This window comes from Streptomyces sp. NPDC051677, assembly GCF_044453465.1.
GTDB lineage: Bacteria > Actinomycetota > Actinomycetes > Streptomycetales > Streptomycetaceae > Streptomyces.
On sequence record NZ_JBITCT010000003.1, the window covers coordinates 272,854 to 290,167 of the forward strand.

General features: G+C 73.0%; 15 protein-coding genes. 7 read left to right on the plus strand and 8 right to left on the minus strand.

Features of this window, described 5'->3' with window-relative positions; genetic code table 11:
- Positions 1–403: 403 nt before the first annotated feature.
- Complete coding sequence (locus ACIBAF_RS05610) at positions 404–2,005, minus strand: MFS transporter (protein ID WP_399461806.1); 1,602 nt, start codon at positions 2,003–2,005, stop codon at positions 404–406.
- A 253-nt stretch (positions 2,006–2,258) separates the two neighbouring features.
- Here ACIBAF_RS05610 and ACIBAF_RS05615 point away from each other — a divergent pair, with 253 nt between their 5' ends.
- Positions 2,259–3,425 carry a mannosyltransferase family protein gene (locus tag ACIBAF_RS05615; protein ID WP_399461807.1) on the plus strand — a complete coding sequence of 389 codons (1,167 nt, stop codon included), beginning with the start codon at positions 2,259–2,261 and terminating at the stop codon, positions 3,423–3,425.
- A gap of 216 nt (positions 3,426–3,641) precedes the next feature.
- Positions 3,642–4,694, plus strand: coding sequence for a phosphatase PAP2 family protein (locus tag ACIBAF_RS05620; RefSeq protein ID WP_399461808.1), 1,053 nt, complete (start codon positions 3,642–3,644; stop codon positions 4,692–4,694).
- 164 nt (positions 4,695–4,858) lie between these two features.
- Here the strand turns inward: ACIBAF_RS05620 and ACIBAF_RS05625 are convergent, their stop codons facing one another.
- The 3 genes from ACIBAF_RS05625 to ACIBAF_RS05635 all read right to left on the minus strand — a co-directional run bounded on the left by ACIBAF_RS05625 (position 4,859) and on the right by ACIBAF_RS05635 (position 7,281).
- Complete coding sequence (locus tag ACIBAF_RS05625; protein WP_399461809.1) at positions 4,859–5,074, minus strand: I78 family peptidase inhibitor; 216 nt, start codon at positions 5,072–5,074, stop codon at positions 4,859–4,861.
- 391 nt (positions 5,075–5,465) lie between these two features.
- Positions 5,466–6,755: an ABC transporter substrate-binding protein gene (locus ACIBAF_RS05630; RefSeq protein ID WP_399461810.1), complete on the minus strand. Its 1,290-nt coding sequence runs from the start codon at positions 6,753–6,755 to the stop codon at positions 5,466–5,468.
- The gene (locus ACIBAF_RS05635) at positions 6,727–7,281 is read right to left on the minus strand and encodes a hypothetical protein (RefSeq protein ID WP_399461811.1); all 555 of its coding nucleotides are present in this window, start codon (positions 7,279–7,281) and stop codon (positions 6,727–6,729) included. Before ACIBAF_RS05635 ends, ACIBAF_RS05630 begins: the two co-directional genes overlap by 29 nt.
- Positions 7,282–7,416: 135 nt before the next feature.
- Here ACIBAF_RS05635 and ACIBAF_RS05640 point away from each other — a divergent pair, with 135 nt between their 5' ends.
- The 3 genes from ACIBAF_RS05640 to ACIBAF_RS05650 are packed head-to-tail and all read left to right on the plus strand — an operon-like array spanning position 7,417 to position 11,671.
- The gene (locus tag ACIBAF_RS05640; protein WP_399461812.1) at positions 7,417–7,887 is read left to right on the plus strand and encodes a hypothetical protein; all 471 of its coding nucleotides are present in this window, start codon (positions 7,417–7,419) and stop codon (positions 7,885–7,887) included.
- A complete protein-coding gene (locus tag ACIBAF_RS05645; protein WP_399461813.1) occupies positions 7,887–11,006 on the plus strand; it encodes an ATP-binding cassette domain-containing protein in 3,120 nt (1,039 codons plus the stop codon). The genes ACIBAF_RS05640 and ACIBAF_RS05645 overlap by 1 nt, the downstream gene beginning before the upstream one ends.
- The gene (locus tag ACIBAF_RS05650) at positions 11,003–11,671 is read left to right on the plus strand and encodes an ABC transporter ATP-binding protein (protein ID WP_399461815.1); all 669 of its coding nucleotides are present in this window, start codon (positions 11,003–11,005) and stop codon (positions 11,669–11,671) included. The genes ACIBAF_RS05645 and ACIBAF_RS05650 overlap by 4 nt, the downstream gene beginning before the upstream one ends.
- 57 nt (positions 11,672–11,728) lie before the next feature.
- Here the strand turns inward: ACIBAF_RS05650 and ACIBAF_RS05655 are convergent, their stop codons facing one another.
- The gene (locus ACIBAF_RS05655) at positions 11,729–12,439 is read right to left on the minus strand and encodes a transglycosylase family protein (protein WP_399461816.1); all 711 of its coding nucleotides are present in this window, start codon (positions 12,437–12,439) and stop codon (positions 11,729–11,731) included.
- Between the two features lie 540 nt (positions 12,440–12,979).
- Here ACIBAF_RS05655 and ACIBAF_RS05660 point away from each other — a divergent pair.
- On the plus strand, positions 12,980–13,762 hold the full coding sequence (locus ACIBAF_RS05660) for a hypothetical protein (protein WP_079663247.1): 783 nt from the start codon (positions 12,980–12,982) through the stop codon (positions 13,760–13,762).
- A gap of 123 nt (positions 13,763–13,885) precedes the next feature.
- Positions 13,886–14,293: a hypothetical protein gene (locus tag ACIBAF_RS05665; RefSeq protein ID WP_399461817.1), complete on the plus strand. Its 408-nt coding sequence runs from the start codon at positions 13,886–13,888 to the stop codon at positions 14,291–14,293.
- A gap of 84 nt (positions 14,294–14,377) precedes the next feature.
- Here the strand turns inward: ACIBAF_RS05665 and der are convergent, their stop codons facing one another.
- The 3 genes from der to cmk all read right to left on the minus strand — a co-directional run bounded on the left by der (position 14,378) and on the right by cmk (position 17,280).
- Positions 14,378–15,862, minus strand: a complete 1,485-nt coding sequence (der, locus tag ACIBAF_RS05670; RefSeq protein WP_399461818.1) for a ribosome biogenesis GTPase Der — start codon at positions 15,860–15,862, stop codon at positions 14,378–14,380.
- 87 nt (positions 15,863–15,949) lie between these two features.
- Positions 15,950–16,537, minus strand: a complete 588-nt coding sequence (locus ACIBAF_RS05675) for a lysophospholipid acyltransferase family protein (RefSeq protein ID WP_399461858.1) — start codon at positions 16,535–16,537, stop codon at positions 15,950–15,952.
- Between the two features lie 56 nt (positions 16,538–16,593).
- On the minus strand, positions 16,594–17,280 hold the full coding sequence (gene cmk, locus ACIBAF_RS05680) for a (d)CMP kinase (RefSeq protein WP_399461819.1): 687 nt from the start codon (positions 17,278–17,280) through the stop codon (positions 16,594–16,596).
- Positions 17,281–17,314 lie beyond the last annotated feature (34 nt).

Here is a 17,314-nt window from a genome sequence, read left to right on the forward strand (position 1 = left end):
AAGACCCCACCGACAGACCGGAACCCGCCCCATGAACGGACCGGGCCCACCACGGATCAGGACCCGCGCCGACAGGCCGGGACCCGCCGATGAGGCCGGGGCCCGGTCCACGGGCCAGGGGTCGCCGATGAGACCGGGACCCGCCGACAGGCCAGAACCCGCCGATGAGGCCGGGAGCCGGTCCACGGGCCAGGGGTCGCCAATGAGGCCGGGACCCGCCGACAGGCCGGGACCCGCCGACAGGCCAGAACCCGCCGATGAGACCTGGAGCCGTCCACTGGCCGGGAGCCGCCGATGAGACCTGGAGCCGGTCCACGGGCCGGGAGCCGCCGATGGTGGGCGAGTTTCGCGGGCGACGTGCACCTCTTGTCCAAGGGTCACGGGCGGTGCGTGGGTGGGAGAACTACACCGAGACGCGGGACTCCGCGACTTCCCTGGGCTTCGGCAGCTCCACCGCAGGGGCCTCGCACTGCATGACCCGCGGCAACCGCAACGCCATCACCGCCCCCAGCAACAACAACCCCGCACTCACCGCCAACGTGACATGCAGCCCGTGCACGAAGGAATCCCGAGCCGCACTACGCAGGGCGCCCCCTGCCGACCCCCCGAGCCGCCCGGCCACCTCATACGCCTCGCCCAGCGAATGCCCCGCCGCCGCCGACGCGGAATCCGGCACCCCGGGCACGGACGCCACCCCGGGCGAATACGCCGCGTTCATCACGCTTCCGAGCAGCGCGATCCCGATCCCCGCCCCCAACTGGTACGACGTCTCCCCGATCGCCGCCGCCCCGCCCGCCTGCTCCGACGGAGCCTCGCTCAGCATCGACTCGTACGCCGCGAACAACGTCGTCTCCAGCCCGAAGCCCAGCAGCAGGAACCCGGCCAGCAGCAGCCCCGCGTTGTCCGACCCGCCCATCGCGGTGAGCGTCAGCACCGCGACCGCCGTGAGCACGAACCCCCCGCACACCATCCGCCGCGGCCCGAACTGCCGCAGCAGCCGGGCCCCGGCCAGCCCCGCCGCCATCGCGGCGAAGGTCAGCGGCAGCAGCCGTAGACCCGTCTCCAGCGGGGACAGCCCCAGCACCAGCTGCAGGTACTGCGCCGCGATCAGCTCCAGCCCCACCAGCGCCAGCATCGCCAGCACGATGCATCCCACCGACGTGCTGAACGCCGGCCGCCCGAACATCCGCAGGTCCACCAGCGGATGGACGCGACGCCGCTGACGTCGTACGAACCACACGAGCAGCGCCGTGCCCGCCGCCAGCGGCAGCACGGTGAACGGGCCCACTTCGCCGGCCCCCAGCCGCTTCACGCCCAGCACGACGGCGAACAGCCCGGCCGCCGCCGTCAGCGCGCCGACGACGTCCCACGGGCCGTCCCCCGCGCCCCGCGACTCGGGCAGCAGCAGCCGCCCCACCGGCAGGCTGACCAGCATTAACGGGATGTTGACCAGGAAGACCGAACCCCACCAGAAGTGTTCGAGCAGGAAGCCGCCGAGCAGCGGACCCACCGCCGCACCCACCGCGGCCACCGCGCTCCAGATGCCTATCGCGAGCGCGCGCTCACGCCGGTCGGGAAACACCTGCCGCAGGATCGACAGCGTCGCCGGCATGATCATCGCGCCGCCCACGCCCAGCAGCGCCCGCGCCAGGATCAGCACCTGCGCACTCCCGGCGAACGCCGCCAGCGCGGAGGCGACGCCGAACAGGGCGTACCCGAGCAGCAGGATCCGTCTGCGGCCGACCCTGTCGCCGAGCGTGCCGAAGAGGATCAGCAGCGAGGCGCAGACCAGCGGATACGTGTCGACGATCCAGAGCAGCTCGATGCCGCCGGGCCGCAGGTCCTCGGTGACGGCGGGCACCGCCACGTGCAGCACGGTCGCGTCGACGGCGACCAGGAGCAGGCTGACGCACAGCACCACCAGGACGACCCAGCGGTTGGCACCGGCACCGGCCCCGGCCGCCCGCCGGCGCAGCGCAGCGGCGGCCGTGGTCGTCCCGGACATGTACGTACCTCCCAGGTGATCCCTCGGTCCGGCGGGCTCACGGGGTGGGGACTCCCCGCGACTCGGCCGGAGAGGAGCGGTGGTCTCCGGCCCGCGCAAACGAACACGAGTGGAACGCAGCGTACGCGAGTTCGCGCCAGGGCCACGTGGCGGACCTCTCACCGTCCACCGGCAGCCATGTGGCGTACGCCACTCCCCGCCCCACAGTCGCCGGCGGTCCGCGGCGCCGAGCACGCCGTCGATAATCGAGCCCGTGACCGATCTTGAGACGCGCGTGACGCCCCCCGGCTCCGCGGCCCTGCGCCGGGCGGCCCCCGCCCTGCTGGGGTACGCGGCCGTACGCGCCCTGGGCCTGCTGGCCCTCGCCCTGTGGAGCGCCGCCCGCGACAAGAACGCGTACACGCTGCTGACCGCCCGCTGGGACGCCCTCTGGTACACGAGGGTCGCCGAGCTGGGATACGGCTACGAGGTCCGCCTGCCGAACGGCGACGTCCACTCCAACCTCGCGTTCTTCCCGCTGCTGCCCTGGCTGGAAAGACTTCTGCACGCGGTGACCCCGCTGTCGTACGCCGACGCCGGTTTCGTGGTGTCCCTGCTCGCCTCGCTCGCCGCGGCCGGCGGGATCTTCGCCGTCGCCGATCACGTGTACGGCCGCCGCGCGGGGGTCTGCGCGGTGCTGGTGTGGGCCGTCCTGCCCGTCGGGATCGTGCAGTCGATGGCGTACAGCGAGTCGCTCTTCACCGCGCTGGCCGCCTGGTCGCTGTACGCGGTGCTCACCGGCCGGTGGGTGACCGCGGGGGCGCTCGCGTCGTTGTCCGGGCTGACCCGCCCGGTGGGGCTCGCGGTGGTCGCCGCGGTGTGGGTCTCGTCGGCGGTCTCGTTCGCGCGAACCCGCAGCGCAGCGCCCGAGCCCGGCGCGCATGCCGCCCGCCGCGCCCTCGGCATGGTTCTCGCCCCCCTCGGCGCCGCCGGATACGTCCTGTGGGTCGGCCACCGCACCGGCAAGGGCCCCCTCGGCTACCTCGACGTCCAGGCGGGCTGGCGCAACGGCTTCGACGGCGGGTACGCCTTCGCCCGCTTCGTCGCCGACAAGTTCACGTCGTTCCCGTCGGCCCTCGCCGGCCTCGGACTGATCGTCGGCGTCGCCCTGCTGCTGTGGCTGTACGTCGTCGGCGTACGGCAGGGTCAGCCGCTCCCGCTGGTGGTGTACACGGGTGTGGTCCTCGCGCTCGCCCTGTGCGCGTCGAGCTACTTCGGCTCCAAGCCGCGCCTGCTGCTGCCCGCCTTCCCGCTGCTGTTCCCGCTCGCCGTGGCCCTCGCCCGGCTGCGGACGCCCAGGTCGGCGCTGGTGGTGGCGTGCGCCGCGGTGGCTTCGGCCGTGTACGGCGCGTGGTGGCTGAACGGCTCGGGCCCTCCGTAAGAGAAGTAAGAGGACTCCTGCTTTTCGGTGAACCTTTTCACGAGTTCCCTAAAACCATGCTGTCGAATGATCAAAGGAATTACAGGGAACGGTGAACCGTCGATTAGTGATTCCAGAGGAATTAACACCCCTTTGAGAGCAATCCCACATCACATCGTCATCACAAACCGACGGAATCGGCCGGGTCTCGAGCTCACTCGCTGTAACGTCGTTTAGGTGCGTACCGAACAAAACCTCACCCGTCTGGACCGGGTGTTCGCGAGGCTCGACCGTGAGCCGGAACGACCGGCCCACATCGATGTGCCGAAGATGAGCCGGCACCGGGTCGCCCTGCTCGTCGCGACCCTGGCGTTCTATCTGGCGATCGTGTGGCTCGTGGTGATCACCTCGTGGCTGGTCCGCCTCGACTGGCAGGTCATGTTCTTCCGGCCGTACCAGCAGTGGCCGGAGATCCACGCGTTCCTCGATTACTACGTGGTCCTGGGCCAGCGCGGCCCGACCGCCGTGATGGTCGCCGCCTGGCTCGGCTGGAGATCCTGGCGTCAGCACACCCTGCGCCCGATGCTCACGCTGGGCGCCTCGCTGCTGCTGCTGAACATCACCGTCGGCGCCGCGAAGCTCGGCATGGGGCGGCTCGGACCGCACTACGCGACCACCATCGGCTCGAACGAGATGGGCCTGGGCGGCGATATATTCCCCAGCGGCCACACCGCCAACGCGGTGGTGACCTGGGGAATCCTGGCGTATCTGGCCTCCACGCCGAGGGCCCGCCGCTGGCTGTCCGCCACGTCCGCGGTGGTCTCGCTCGGCGTCGGCCTCACCACCGTCTACCTCGGTACGCACTGGCTGAGCGACGTGGTGCTGGGCTGGGCCGCGGGTCTGCTGGTCCTGCTGGCGCTGCCCTGGTGCGAGCCGCTGATCGCCCGCGCCGAGGTCTCGATCTTCGCCCTGCGCGACCGCCGGCGTGCGCGCCGCGCGGGCACGCTCCCGACTCCCCTTCCGGTTCCGGCGGCCCCCGCCCCCGTCGCCGTGTCCGTGCCGCTCAAGCCGCGCGCCACGGTCCAGGGCGAGCCGCCCGCGGCGCACGAGCCGGTCGCTCCGGCGCGTTCGCCGCGCGCGCCGGTCTACCTGGCCCCCGGCCCGCACACGACCCGCTCGGAGCGCACCCCGGTCACGCCGGTCGGCAGCCGCCGTCCGCCGCACGCCGACCGCCTTCCGCGCGGCACGACGGCCTCGGCGGCGGCCGCCCGCCCCCTGACGGGCGGCTGACCTCCGCGAACGCCGCCCCACGACGGCGGGACCCCGGTACGCACACACCGGTCCCGCGTACGAAGGCCCCGGTTCCCGAAGCCAGGAACCGGGGCCTTCGCCGTACCTCTCTCAGCCCTTCAGGACGTCTCAGCCCTTGCCGACGTCTCAGCCTTCCAGACGTCTCAGCCCTTCCAGGCGCGGACCACGCGACCGTCGCTCACCTCGAAGTTCAGCCGCCCGAAGCGGTACTCCATGGTGACGATCGTGCCGGGCGCCAGCGAACGCACCGTCGACCACCCCCGTTCCCGCGCGAGCCGCTCGGCCCGTGCGGCCTCGAGGCCGACATAGCCGTCCGGATTGTCCTGGGGCTCCGCTGGCGGAGTGGGATTCGGTGCCATACCGCCACGCTAGGCCGCGAGCCGCGCTCCGGGAACCCCGGACCGGTGCCGTGGATCACTCCGGTCACACTTCTGTCACAGGATCACGACACGTGTTTCGACCGCCGGGACATGAGTTCCCGTGCGGCGGTCCGTCACACGTACGGGCGGTTCAGTACGCCTTCCGCATGTATTCGAACGCAATTCCCGCGTGTCGTGCCGGCCCCGCGAATAACCCGGTGGAAAACGCGCGGAGAACCGTCCACCAACCCCGCCGCATTTCGATTCCGCGCGGGATCGCGGAGCTGACTGCTCATAGGAAATGCACGGCTTCCCCACACGGCCTCCCTACGCCCCCGGGCGGGTCGGCGCGCGCCGCGGGACCCCGTCTCAGGGCATGTGGGCCAGTGTCTCAGGGCGGCGTGTAGGCCAGTTGCGGTACGTCGAAGCAGGTGGTCGTCATCTCCCCCTGGGCGACCCATCCCCTGCCGTCCTGCCAGCGGGCGACCGACAGACACGTCCGCCGCGTCCTCGGCGGTTCGGCGAGCCGCTCGAACCGCACGGGGAGCAGCAGCCCGTCGGCGTCGTACCCCTGGCTGCGGTTCATGAAGGCGTCGACGCACGCGCGCGTGACGTTCCCGCCGCACGACTTCGCCGCCCGGGTGAACCACATCGCGGCGGCCCACCCCTCCAGTTGCCACTGGGAATGCGTCTTCAGCCCCCTGGTGGCGTCCCGGAACTCCCGTACGGCCTGCTGCGAGGTGTCCTCGTAGTTCCGGCTGGCTCCGGTGACCCACAGGGCGTTGCGGCAGTTCGGGGAGTCCTTGTAGTCCTCGGGGACGGTGGAGGTCCAGTTCTGCACGTTCGTCACCTTGGCGGTGACCTTCGCGCCGACCTCGTCCATCGCCTCGCACAGCTGGGCGTTGCCGTGCGTGTCCAGGGCGTCGAAGACGAGGTCGGCGCCCTGGTCCTTCAGGTCGGCCGCGGCGGCGCGGAAATTGGGCAGCGCGAAGTCGACCTGCTCGCCGACGACCCGGTAGCCCTCGGCCTTCAGACCGCGCTCAAGCAGTCTCGCGTAGGCGGCGGACGCGGACTGGTTGTAGGAGACGACGGCCGCCGTGCGGGCGCCGTGCTCGCGCTTGAAGTAGCGGTAGACCTCGGTGCCGCCGTACAGCTTCCCGTCCCAGCCCGGGACGCCGTCGCGGGGTGCGAGGCTGCCGTAGACGCCGTACAGGTGCGGCCAGGTGTCGTAGGCGGCGCCGATGGGCTGGCCGCCGATGTCGGGCACGCGCGCGTGGGACACCCGGGACGCGCCCGCGTAGTCCAGGGCGGTGGTGGCGACCAGGGCGACGACCTTGTCCTCGTCGAGCAGCCGGTGCACGCAGGTGTTGTCGCCGACGCCGCTGCCGCCGTCGTCGCAGAGCCGCACCTCCACGCGGCGGCCGTCGACGCCCCCGCGCGCGTTGAGGCGGTCGAAGTACGCCACGGCGCCGTCGCGGGGGCCGGTGAAGGCGCTGCCGCCGACCGGGCTGGTGGCGCTGGTGATGACGCCGACGCGGATGACCGCCGGCGCGGGCGTCGGGGGTGTCGTCCGGCCGTGCTCGAAGTCGCTCTCCGGCAGCCGGCTGCCGCAGGCCGCGCTCAGCAGGAGCAGCAGCGCGGCGCCGACGGTCTCAGCAGCCCGGAACCGACGACGAGCCATCGCCGCTCAGCCGGACCAGCGCGCAGAGCGCGGTGACGGACACCTTCCAGGTGCCGTTCTGCAGGACGGCCTTGCCGGAGGCGTGCGGCAGGGCGGCCGCGCCGTCGAGGGTCAGGGTGTATGTCACGGTCGCCTCGGTCGGTGAGGTGAACTCGACCTTCTCGACCTTCGCCGCCACCTGTCCGCCGCGCTGGTCGCCGCTGAACGCCTGCAGCACCGGGCCCATCTGCTCGCCGTTCTCCAGGACGGCCTGCTTGTCGCGGGTGGGGGTGGCCGGGTCGAAGAACTTCTCCCAGTTCTGCCGGATCTGCCGCTCGGCCGTCGCCGGGTCCGCGGGCGCGGTGGCGGGTGTGGTGGCGGACGGGGTGGCCGGTGCGCTCGTCGCCGGGGGCGTGCCGGAGCTGCTGGAGCCGCCCCCGTCGTCGCCGCAGGCCACCAGAACCGGACCGAGGAGGAGTATGAGGGCGGTCGTCAGTGCCGCGCCACGCCGTGCGTTCCCCCGACTGAGGTCGCTCCCGAGAACCATCTGGCTCACCACCGGGTGTCGGTCCGGGCGTGCGCGCCCGGTCCTTTCAGGGTCAGCTTGCAGAAGGCATAGTGCAAGCCATTGGCCGACATGGACAGCCGACATGGACAGACGTATGACATGTGGGAGCCGTAGATGCGGACAGGACGACTGCGGACCGTGCACCCCGTCCTGTGGGCGGGCTGGGCCGCGCTGGCCGCGGGGGCGGTGCTGTGCGCGGTCGGCTGGTACGGCGTCTCGGGTGAGCGTTTCGCCGAACGGCAGCTCCCTTACCTCGCCTCCTGCACGATCCCCGGCGCCGCGCTGATCGTCGCCGGGGCGGTCCTGCTGACGCACGGTCGCGCGTACGCCGCCACCGCGCGCGTGGAGGAACTGTACGAGCTTCTGGTGGCCGCCGAGCCCGCGCCGGCGCAGGAGTCGGCGACGGCTGCGCCCGTCGCGGTCAGCGGCGAGTCGCGGATGGTGCCCGGCGGCACGCTGTGGCACCGCGCGGACTGCCCGCTGGTCGCCGGCAAGACGTCGGCGGTGCCGGTGGACGGCAAGCTGCTGGCGAGCGGCGACCTCGCCCCGTGCCCCATCTGCGAGCCGGACGCGGCGGACGCCTGATGTCCTCCCTCACCTACGACCTCACGCTCGCCGGTCTCTCGGTCGGCAGCGCCGCGGCGCTGACCGGGATCGGCCTGATCGTCACCTACCGGGCGACCGGGGTGCTCAACTTCGCGCACGGCGCGATCGCGATGGTGAGCGCGTATGTGCTGCGCCAGTGCGTGGTGGGGTGGGGCTGGCCCCTGTGGCCGGCAGCGGCGGCCACGCTGCTGGTGTTCGCGCCGGCCGTCGGGGTGCTGCTGGAACGGTTCGTCTTCCGTCCGCTCGCGGTCCTCGGCGGCGACCCGGCCCAGACGCTCGTCGCGTCCCTCGGGGTGTTCGTGCTGCTGGTGGGCGGGGCGGCGCTGGTGTGGGGGCAGGGGGCGCGGGACGACGCTCCGCAGCTGGTGTCGGCGGATCCGTGGGGGCAGCTGGCCGTGGTGCTGGTCCTGGCGGCCGGCGTCGGTGCGGTGATCCGCCGGACCCGCTTCGGGCGGGAGCTGCGGGCCGTGGTCGACGACCGGGAGCTGGCCGTGCTCGGCGGGATCGACGCGGACCGGGTGGCCTCGGCGGGCTGGGCGTTCGGGGCGTTCACGGCCGGTCTGACGGGCGTGCTGCTGGCGCCGTACGTGCGGCTGGACCCGTACGGGCTGCCGCTGCTGGTGATGGAGGTCGTCGCCGTCGCGGTGGCGGCGCGGATGCGCCACCTGCCGGTCGCGGTGGCGGTCGCCCTCGGCATCGGGATCGCGCAGAGCCAGCTGACCCGGCTGCACCCGACGGGGTGGGGCGCGCCGCTGCTGCAGGCGGTCGACGCGAACCTGTTCGTGGTCGCCCTTCTGATCGCCGCGCTGGTCCTGCCCGGCGTCGGCGCCCGCGACGCGCTCCCGCGCGCGGAAGCCGCCCGCGTCACGGCGCCGCCGGGCGCCTGGATCGTGGCCGGGGTGCTGTTCCTGCTGCCGCTCGGCCTGGCGGGCTCCGACCTGCACACGGCCGTCCAGGTGCCGGCCCTGGGCGTGATCCTGCTGTCCCTGGTGGTGGTCACCGGCTGCGGCGGCCAGATCTCCCTCGGGCAGGCGGCGTACGCGGGCCTGGGCGCCCTGTTCACGGCGCTGCTCGCGGCCGGGCGCTTCCCGGCGCTGCCCCGCCTCCCCGAACTGCCGGCACTGGCCGTGGCGGTCCTCCTGGTGGCTCCTCTGGGCCTGCTGACCGGCCGGCCCGCGATCCGCCGCCACGGCCTCGCCCTGGCCCTGGCGACGTTCGCGGTGGGCGTCGGGGTGAGCCGCTTCGTCTTCGCCCAGCCGTACGCCACGGCCGGGCTCGCCCTCGGCCGCCCGGCCGGCTTCGACGGGGACCGCGCGTACTACGTCCTGGAGCTGGCCCTGCTGACGGCCGCCCTGCTGGCGACCCGCGCACTGCGCCGGGGCCGTACCGGACGCGCTCTGGCGGCGATGCGCGACCACGAGCAGGGCGCCTCCGCGGCGGGCGTGCGGGTCCCGTCCCTGAAGCTCCTCGCCTTCGTCGCGGGCGCCGCCCTGGCCGCACTCGGCGGCGCCCTGCTCGCTGTCGGCCTGCGGGCCTTCGACGCGGCCGCGTACGACCCCGTACGCGGCCTGCTGTGGTTCGCGGCCGTGCTCGTCCTGGGCGCCGACAGCCCCCTGAGCGCCCTGGCCGCGGCGGCCCTGCTGGTGGGCCTGGACGCGGGTGCCCGAGGCGGAGTGGCGGCGGCGCTGGTGGGGCTCCTGGCAGCCCTGGTGGGCCGGTTCCCGGACGGGCCGTACAGCGTGCTGCGGGCGGTGGGCGAGCGGATCGGCGTGCCGAGGGGCGTGCAGGCGCGGCAGGGCGCGGTGCTGACACCGCTGGGGATGCGGGTGCGGGCGAGGTTGGCGTGGGCGGGAGGCGCCGTCGAGGCGGGAGCGGCCGGCAGAGGTACGGCGGTCCGTCCTGGCGGTGCGGGTGCAGCGGGCGCATGGGACGGCGCCGAACCGGCCGCCGCACCCGGCAGTCCACGTGCGGCCCGCCCACCGGACAGTGCGGACATGGTCGCCCCGGCCCCGACAGACACCGCCCGTCGCCCCGCCACCGCACCCGGCAGTCCACGTGCGGCCCGCCCACCAGACAGTGCGGACATGGTCGCCCCGGCCCCGACAGACACCGCCCGTCGCCCCGCCACCGCACCCGGCAGTCCACGTGCGGCCCGCCCACCGGACAGTGCGGACGTGATCGCCCCAGCCCCGACAGACACCGTCCGCCGCCCCGCCGCCGCGCCGGGCGGCCGGGACGGCCAAGGCGACCGGGGCGACCAGGGCGGCAGCCCCGGCAGCGGGCCCGGCGGAGCGCCCGCGGACGCCGCCTCGCGCCCGGTGGGCGTCTCCCCCACGGCGCCGCGCTCGGCGGTCACCCCGCCCACCCCCTACCGCGCACCGCCCTTGCCGCCGACCCCCGAGCCCCTCCTCACGGCCCGTCGTCTCCGCGCCCGCTACGGCGGTTTCACCGCGCTGGACGAGGTCGGGCTCGATGTAGCGGCCGGGCGGATCGCCGCCGTCGTCGGGCCCAACGGGGCCGGGAAGAGCACGCTGTTCCACTGTCTTGCCGGCACCCTGCGTCCCGCGCGCGGGCGGGTGCTGTTCGAGGGGCGGGACATCACCCGGCTCCCCGCGCACGCCCGCACCCGGCTCGGGATCGCCCGGACCTTCCAGCAGTCGGCGGTCTTCCCGTCGCTGACGGTGGCCGAGAACGTCCGGGTCGGCGCCGAGCAGGGGCGGGTCGTCGATCCGGCGGCCGTGGAGCGGGCGTTGGCGCTGTTCGGGCTCGACGGGCCGGTCCGGGCGCTGCCCGCCGCCGGGCTGCCCACCGGCACGCTGCGCCGGGTCGAGCTGGCCCGGGCGTTCGCGGGCAGCCCGCGCGTGCTGCTGCTCGACGAGCCCGCCGCCGGTCTCGACACCGCCGAGGTGACCGCGCTCGCCCGGGTGCTGGGCGCGCTGGCCGCCGAGGGCGCCGCCCTGCTCGTCGTCGAGCACGACCTCGACCTGGTCGCCGGCCTCGCCGACGTCGTACACGTGATGGCGGCCGGCCGGATCGTCGCCTCGGGGCCGCCCGACCGCGTCCTGGACGCCCTGCCCGCGCGGGAGGCTCCCGCATGACGATCTCCCTGCGGCACGCGCGCGTGCGCTACGGCCCCCTCGAAGCCCTGCACGGCGTCACCCTCACCGCGCCCGCCCCCGGCCTCACCGTCCTGCTGGGCCGCAACGGCTCCGGCCGTACGACGACGCTGCGGGCGCTGGCCGGGGTCGTCCCCCTCTCCGCGGGCGCCGTGCTCTGGGACGGGACGGACGTGACCCGCCTGCCCGCGTTCGAGCGGGCCCGGCGCGGACTGTGCCTGGTTCCCGAACGGCGGGCGGTGTTCGGCTCACTGACCGTGCGGGAGAACCTGGAGCTCGTCGCGGCGGACCTCCCGGACCGCCTTCCCTACCCCGAGCTGGAGCCGCTGCTGGCCCGCCGCGCCGGCGCCCTCTCCGGAGGCGAGCAGCGCATGCTCGCCCTCTGCCGCGCCCTGCCGTCACCGGCACGCGCACGCGTGGTCCTCGTCGACGAGCCGACCCGGGGCATGGCCCCGTCGGTCGCGGCCCGCACCTACGACCTGCTGGCCTCGCTCGACGCGTGCGTGGTCCTCGCCGAGCAGCGGCTGCCGCCCGCGCTGCGCGGCCGACGGGTCTTCGTCCACGAACTGCGGCGCGGAGCTGTCGTGTTCAGCGGCGAGGCGGCCGAGTGGGCGGCACGCAGTGCAGCGGGGACCGTACAGCCGTAGTGGCCCCACCCGGTCGTCGAACCGGATGGGGCCACTGGGTCCCGGAGGGGGAACGGGTCAGAGCACGAGGCGCTGTCCGGGCACGATCAGGTCGGGATCGCCGCCGACGACGGCCTTGTTGGCGGCGTAGACCCGCTGCCAGGTGAGCCCGTGCCGGGACGCGATGGTGCTGAGGGTGTCGCCCTGGCGGACGGTGTAGTCGCCGCGGGACGTACCGCGCGAGGTCTGGCTCGTGGAGCGCTCCGCGGCCGTCGAGGAACTCGACTTCGAGGAGTCGGAGTAGGACTTCGAGGAGTTCGACGAGTTCGAGGAACCGGACGACTTCGAGGAACCGGACCTGGAGGAGCTCGACTCGGCGGAGCTCGACGTACCGGAGGACGAACCGTTCGACGGAGCGCTGCCGGACGCTCCGGCGCGCGCCGAACAGGTCGGCCATGCGCCCCACCCCTGTGCCTTCTGCACCTTGGCGGCAACGGAGATCTGCTGTGCCTTGCCGGCCTTGTCGGCGGTGGACGCGTAGGCGGTTCCGCCGTACGCGGCCCAGGTGGAGGCGGAGAACTGCAGCCCGCCGTAGTACCCGTTGCCGGTGTTGATGTGCCAGTTGCCGCCGCTCTCGCACTGGGCGATGCGGTCCCACACCCCGCTGTCGGCCGCCGCGGCGTTGCCGGTCGCGGACAGCAGTCCGAGGGGGGCGAGCAGAACCGCCCCGGCGAGGACCGCCGTCTTGAGCGACGACTTGCGGGTGTGGTTATCGGCACATTCGGACATGTAGATCCCTCTCTACGGACCCGGGCTCCCCCTGGCCGGAGCGCATCGGCCGCGCAGGGACGCGGTCGTCGCGCTCCGCCCCGTCCGCCGACGGTCGTGCTGCGCGTTGTCTGGCTCTGCGCGGCCGGCGGACGTACCCGAGCGGTGCTCGTTGCACACGGCGGAGCAATCTAGGGATCCTGACGACCTGTTATCAACCAACTCCCTGTTGTCCCAGGCCAGTTAGCGGTTACCGAAGGTAGCGGCCAATTCCGGCCACCTACTTCATTCGCTCATTTCATGATTTGTCGACGAGGCGCTCGAACAAACTGTGAGTCAGTTCACCGGGCCAAGTTCCGTGACCTCTCCGTTACTTGACATGGAGTGGCATATTCCGCACGCAGCGTGACGACGCCTGCAGGATGGTTCGATTCCGTTCGCCGTGCAGCGTGACTCCCGCCACAGATCGCCCGTTGTCATCTTCATGAGCCGGGGATCGACCCGGACCACGAGCCGGAGCCACCCGGACTCGCCCACGCACCGCATCCGAGGGAGCCACCCGTGCCGCGCATGCTCGACGTCAGCGACGAGGTACGCGCCGAGATCGGCGACGAAGAAGCCGACCGGCTGCTCGCCGGAGACAACGCCCCGGGCAGTTACGACTGCACGTCCTGCCGCACCCCGGGCGACTCCGAGAACGAGCGCACCAGCACCGTGCTGTTCATCGGGGACGAGACCGCCGTCCTCGCCTTCGCCCACGCGACCTGCCTGCCCTCGCAGGTCGTCCAGGTCACCGAGGAGCAGCTCCAGGGCGCGGTCCGCTCCATCAGCGGCGACACCGTCGACCTGGACCCCGACAAGGTCGTGCCCGAGCAGGCCGTGCTCGGCGTGACCAGCGGACTCGTCCTGATCGCCGGGGAGTTGCACCCCGCGCTGGTCGTCGAGCCGACCGCGCCCATCGTGCGGCCCGGCACGACCGGCGCCGGCGACGACTTCCTGCCCCTCCTCATCGAGCAGGGCTTCATGCCGCTGAGCGAGCTGACCGAGGTGCCGCCGGTGCAGCACGGCTGGTCCGTGCTGCTGGCGATGGGGCAGCTGCACGCCGTCCTCCAGCCCTCGGCGACCGGCGGGCAGCCGGTCGCCTGGTGGCAGGCGCACCAGCCGCTGCAGGTGACGGAGGGGTGGCGGGCCGCCGCCAACAAGCACCAGCAGGTACTGATGTTCGCGGCGCCGGTCGGCTCGATCGGGCGCCAGCCCAGGGAGGACCTGCTGCGGGACGCGCTCGACAAGGCCGCGGCGAACGGGCAGTTGGTGGGAGCGGCTCTTCCGCTCGCCGGTACCTGAGTCCGCCCCGGGGCGGGGACTGCGATGCACGGCGGCTGAAAGGTCGTCTGAACCGCAGCCCCGCGCCCCTTCGGGTGCGCCGCACAACCGCATCTCTTCACGTCACGCGTCGTTTGGACATACGTGCACACCTACGACGTTCCCCGCCGCCCGTCCTACCAGTCGATCCCGTCCGCGCGACCGGCTCAGGACTCCCAGGGCGGCCCATCGGCCACGCCGATCTACGACGCTCTCTACTCCGAGTACGTCAAGACGTTCCGCTCGCTGCCGGGTGACCGCAGCGGCGAGGACGAGCTGGGGTTCACCGCCTTCGGGAACATCCCGCACAGCACGGGCTCGTACGCGCCGCCCCGCCCGGGGTCGTTCAGCAGCTCGTACAGCGCCTACAGCGCGGGGGCGCAGAGCGCGCGGCACGGGATCGGGCAGCAGTCCCAGTGGCAGCGGGTCGGGCAGATCGGCCAGCAGCCCACGCCCACCGCGATGCACCACGTTCCGGCGGCACTCCCGCCAGCCCCGAGAAGGACCTTCTGACCAGGTCCGACCAGGGGCGATGGCGTCCGAACACGGCTGGAGGGCGGCACCCGTGACGGGTGCCGCCCTCCAGTCATGTCACCGCTACTTCTTCCTGTTGGCGCCGCGCTTCTCGCGCACCCGCACCGAGATATGGATCGGCGTCCCCTCGAAGCCGAACTCCTCGCGCAGCCGACGCTCGATGAAGCGCCGGTAGCCCGCCTCGATGAAGCCGGAGGCGAAGAGCACGAACCGCGGCGGCTTGGTGCCGGCCTGGGTGCCGAAGAGGATGCGCGGCTGCTTGCCGCCCCGGATCGGGTGCGGATGGGCGGCTACCAGCTCGCCGAGGAAGGCGTTGAGACGGCCCGTCGGGACGCGGGTCTCCCAGCCGGCCAGGGCGGTCTCGATCGCCGGGACCAGCTTCTCCATGTGCCGCCCGGTGCGCGCCGAGACGTTCACCCGGGGCGCCCACGCCACCTGGCCGAACTCGGTCTCGATCTCGCGCTCCAGGTAGTAGCGGCGCTCCTCGTCGAGGGTGTCCCACTTGTTGTAGGCGATGACGATCGCGCGGCCCGCATCGACGGCCATGGTGACGATCCGCTGGTCCTGGACCGAGATGGACTCGGAGCCGTCGATCAGGATGACGGCCACCTCGGCCTTCTCCACGGCGGCCGCGGTGCGCAGCGAGGCGTAGTAGTCGGCGCCCTGCTGGAGGTGGACGCGCTTACGGATGCCCGCCGTGTCGACGAACTTCCAGGTGACGCCGCCGAGTTCGATCAGCTCGTCGACCGGGTCCCGGGTGGTGCCCGCCATCTCGTTGACGACGACGCGCTCCTCGCCCGCCACCTTGTTCAGCAGCGAGGACTTGCCGACGTTCGGCCGGCCGATGAGCGCGATGCGGCGCGGCCCGCCGACCACGGCGGCGAAGCTCTGCTCGGGCGCCTCGGGCAGCGCCTCCAGGACGGCGTCCAGCATGTCGCCGGTGCCGCGGCCGTGCAGCGCGGACACGGGGTGCGGCTCGCCGAGGCCCAGGGACCACAGGTAGGCCGCGTCGGCCTCGCCGCTCGGGCCGTCGACCTTGTTGGCGGCGAGCACGACGGGCTTGCCGGCCTTGCGCAGCAGTCGGACGACGGCCTCGTCGGTGTCGGTGGCGCCGACCTTGGCGTCCACGACGAAGACGACGGCGTCGGCCGCCTCGATCGCGTACTCGGCCTGCGCGGCCACGGAGGCGTCGATCCCGAGGACGTCCTGCTCCCAGCCGCCGGTGTCGACGACCTTGAAGCGGCGGCCCGCCCACTCGGCCTCGTAGGTCACCCGGTCGCGGGTGACGCCGGGTTTGTCCTCGACGACCGCCTCGCGCCGCCCGATGATCCGGTTGACGAGGGTCGACTTGCCGACGTTCGGGCGGCCGATGACGGCGAGGACCGGCAGCGGCCCGTGACCGGCGGCCTCGATCGCCCCCTCGACGTCCTCGAGGTCGAAGCCCTCGATCGCGGCGAGCTCCATGAACTCCGCGTACTCGGCGTCGCCGAGCGCCCCGTGATCGTGCTCGAAGCCGTCCGAGCCGTCGGGCTGGGTGTGGTCGTTCATGAAGTCCGTACCTCGTCGTTCATTCGTGGTGATCGGTGGAGCACCCGTTTCGTTCGGGTTGATCCACTACTCGGTATTCAGTGTCGCTCAGCGCCCGGTGAGGCGCCTGGCGTTTTCCAGGTGGGCGGCCAGCTGCTTCTGGATGCGTTCGGTCGCCTCGTCCAGCGCCTTGCGCGTACGCCGTCCGCTGCCGTCGCCCGCGTCGAACGGGTCGCCGAAGACGACGTCGACGCGGGAGCGCAGCGGGGGCAGCGCCTTTATCAACCGTCCGCGCCGCTCGGAACTTCCCAGCACCGCGACGGGCACGATCGGCGCACCGCTGCGGACCGCGAAGTAGGCGAGCCCGGCGCGCAGGGCGGCGAAGTCGCCCTCGCCCCGGGTGCCCTCCGGGAAGATCCCGAGGACCCCGCCGTTCTCCAGCACGCCCAGCGCGTGGGTGATCGCGGTGCGGTCGGTGGTGTCGCGGTCGACCTTGATCTGGCCGACGCGGGTCATGAACGGGCCGAGCGGGCCGACGAACGCTTCCTTCTTGACCAGGAAGTGCGACGCCCGGGGCGCCACGCCGATGACCATCGGGCCGTCGACGATGTGGGAGTGGTTGACCGCGAAGATCACCGGGCCGCTCGCGGGCACCTTCCAGGCGCCCAGCACGCGCGGCTTCCACAGCCCGTACATCAGGCCGACGCCGATCCGCCGCCCGATCTCGGCGCCCCTCTCGGTGGGCAGTTCGCTCACTTCGCGGCCCGCTTCTCCTCGACGAGGGTGACGACGCACTCGATGACCTGGGTCAGCGTCAGCTCGGTGGTGTCCACCTCGACGGCGTCGTCCGCCTTGGCGAGGGGGGAGGTCTTGCGGGAGGAGTCGGCCGCGTCCCGCCGGATCAGCGCCTCACGGGTGCTGTGGACGTCCGCGCCCTTCAGCTCTCCGCTGCGGCGGGCCGCGCGGGCCTCCGGCGAGGCGGTGAGGAAGATCTTCAGGCCGGCGTCGGGCAGGACGGTCGTACCGATGTCCCGGCCCTCGACGACTATCCCCCGCGGCGCGGAGGCAGCCAGCGACCGCTGCAGCTCGGTGATCCGGGCCCGCACCTCCGGTACGGCGCTCACCGCGCTGACCTTGGCGGTGACCTCCGGGGTGCGGATGGGCGCCGACACGTCCGTGCCGTCGACCGTGATGGTCGGGGCGGCCGGGTCGGTCCCGGAGACGATCTCGGGCTTGCCGGCGACGGCGGCGATCGCCGTGGGGTCCTCGATGTCGATCCCGTTGTTCACCATCCACCACGTGATCGCCCGGTACTGGGCGCCGGTGTCCAGGTAGCTCAGCCCGAGCCGGGCGGCCACGGCCTTGGACGTGCTCGACTTGCCCGTGCCGGAGGGACCGTCGATGGCGACAATCACGGGCTGGGCGGCGCCGTTTTCCACGGGGGGACACCTTCCTGGTGCGAGGCGGTGGAGG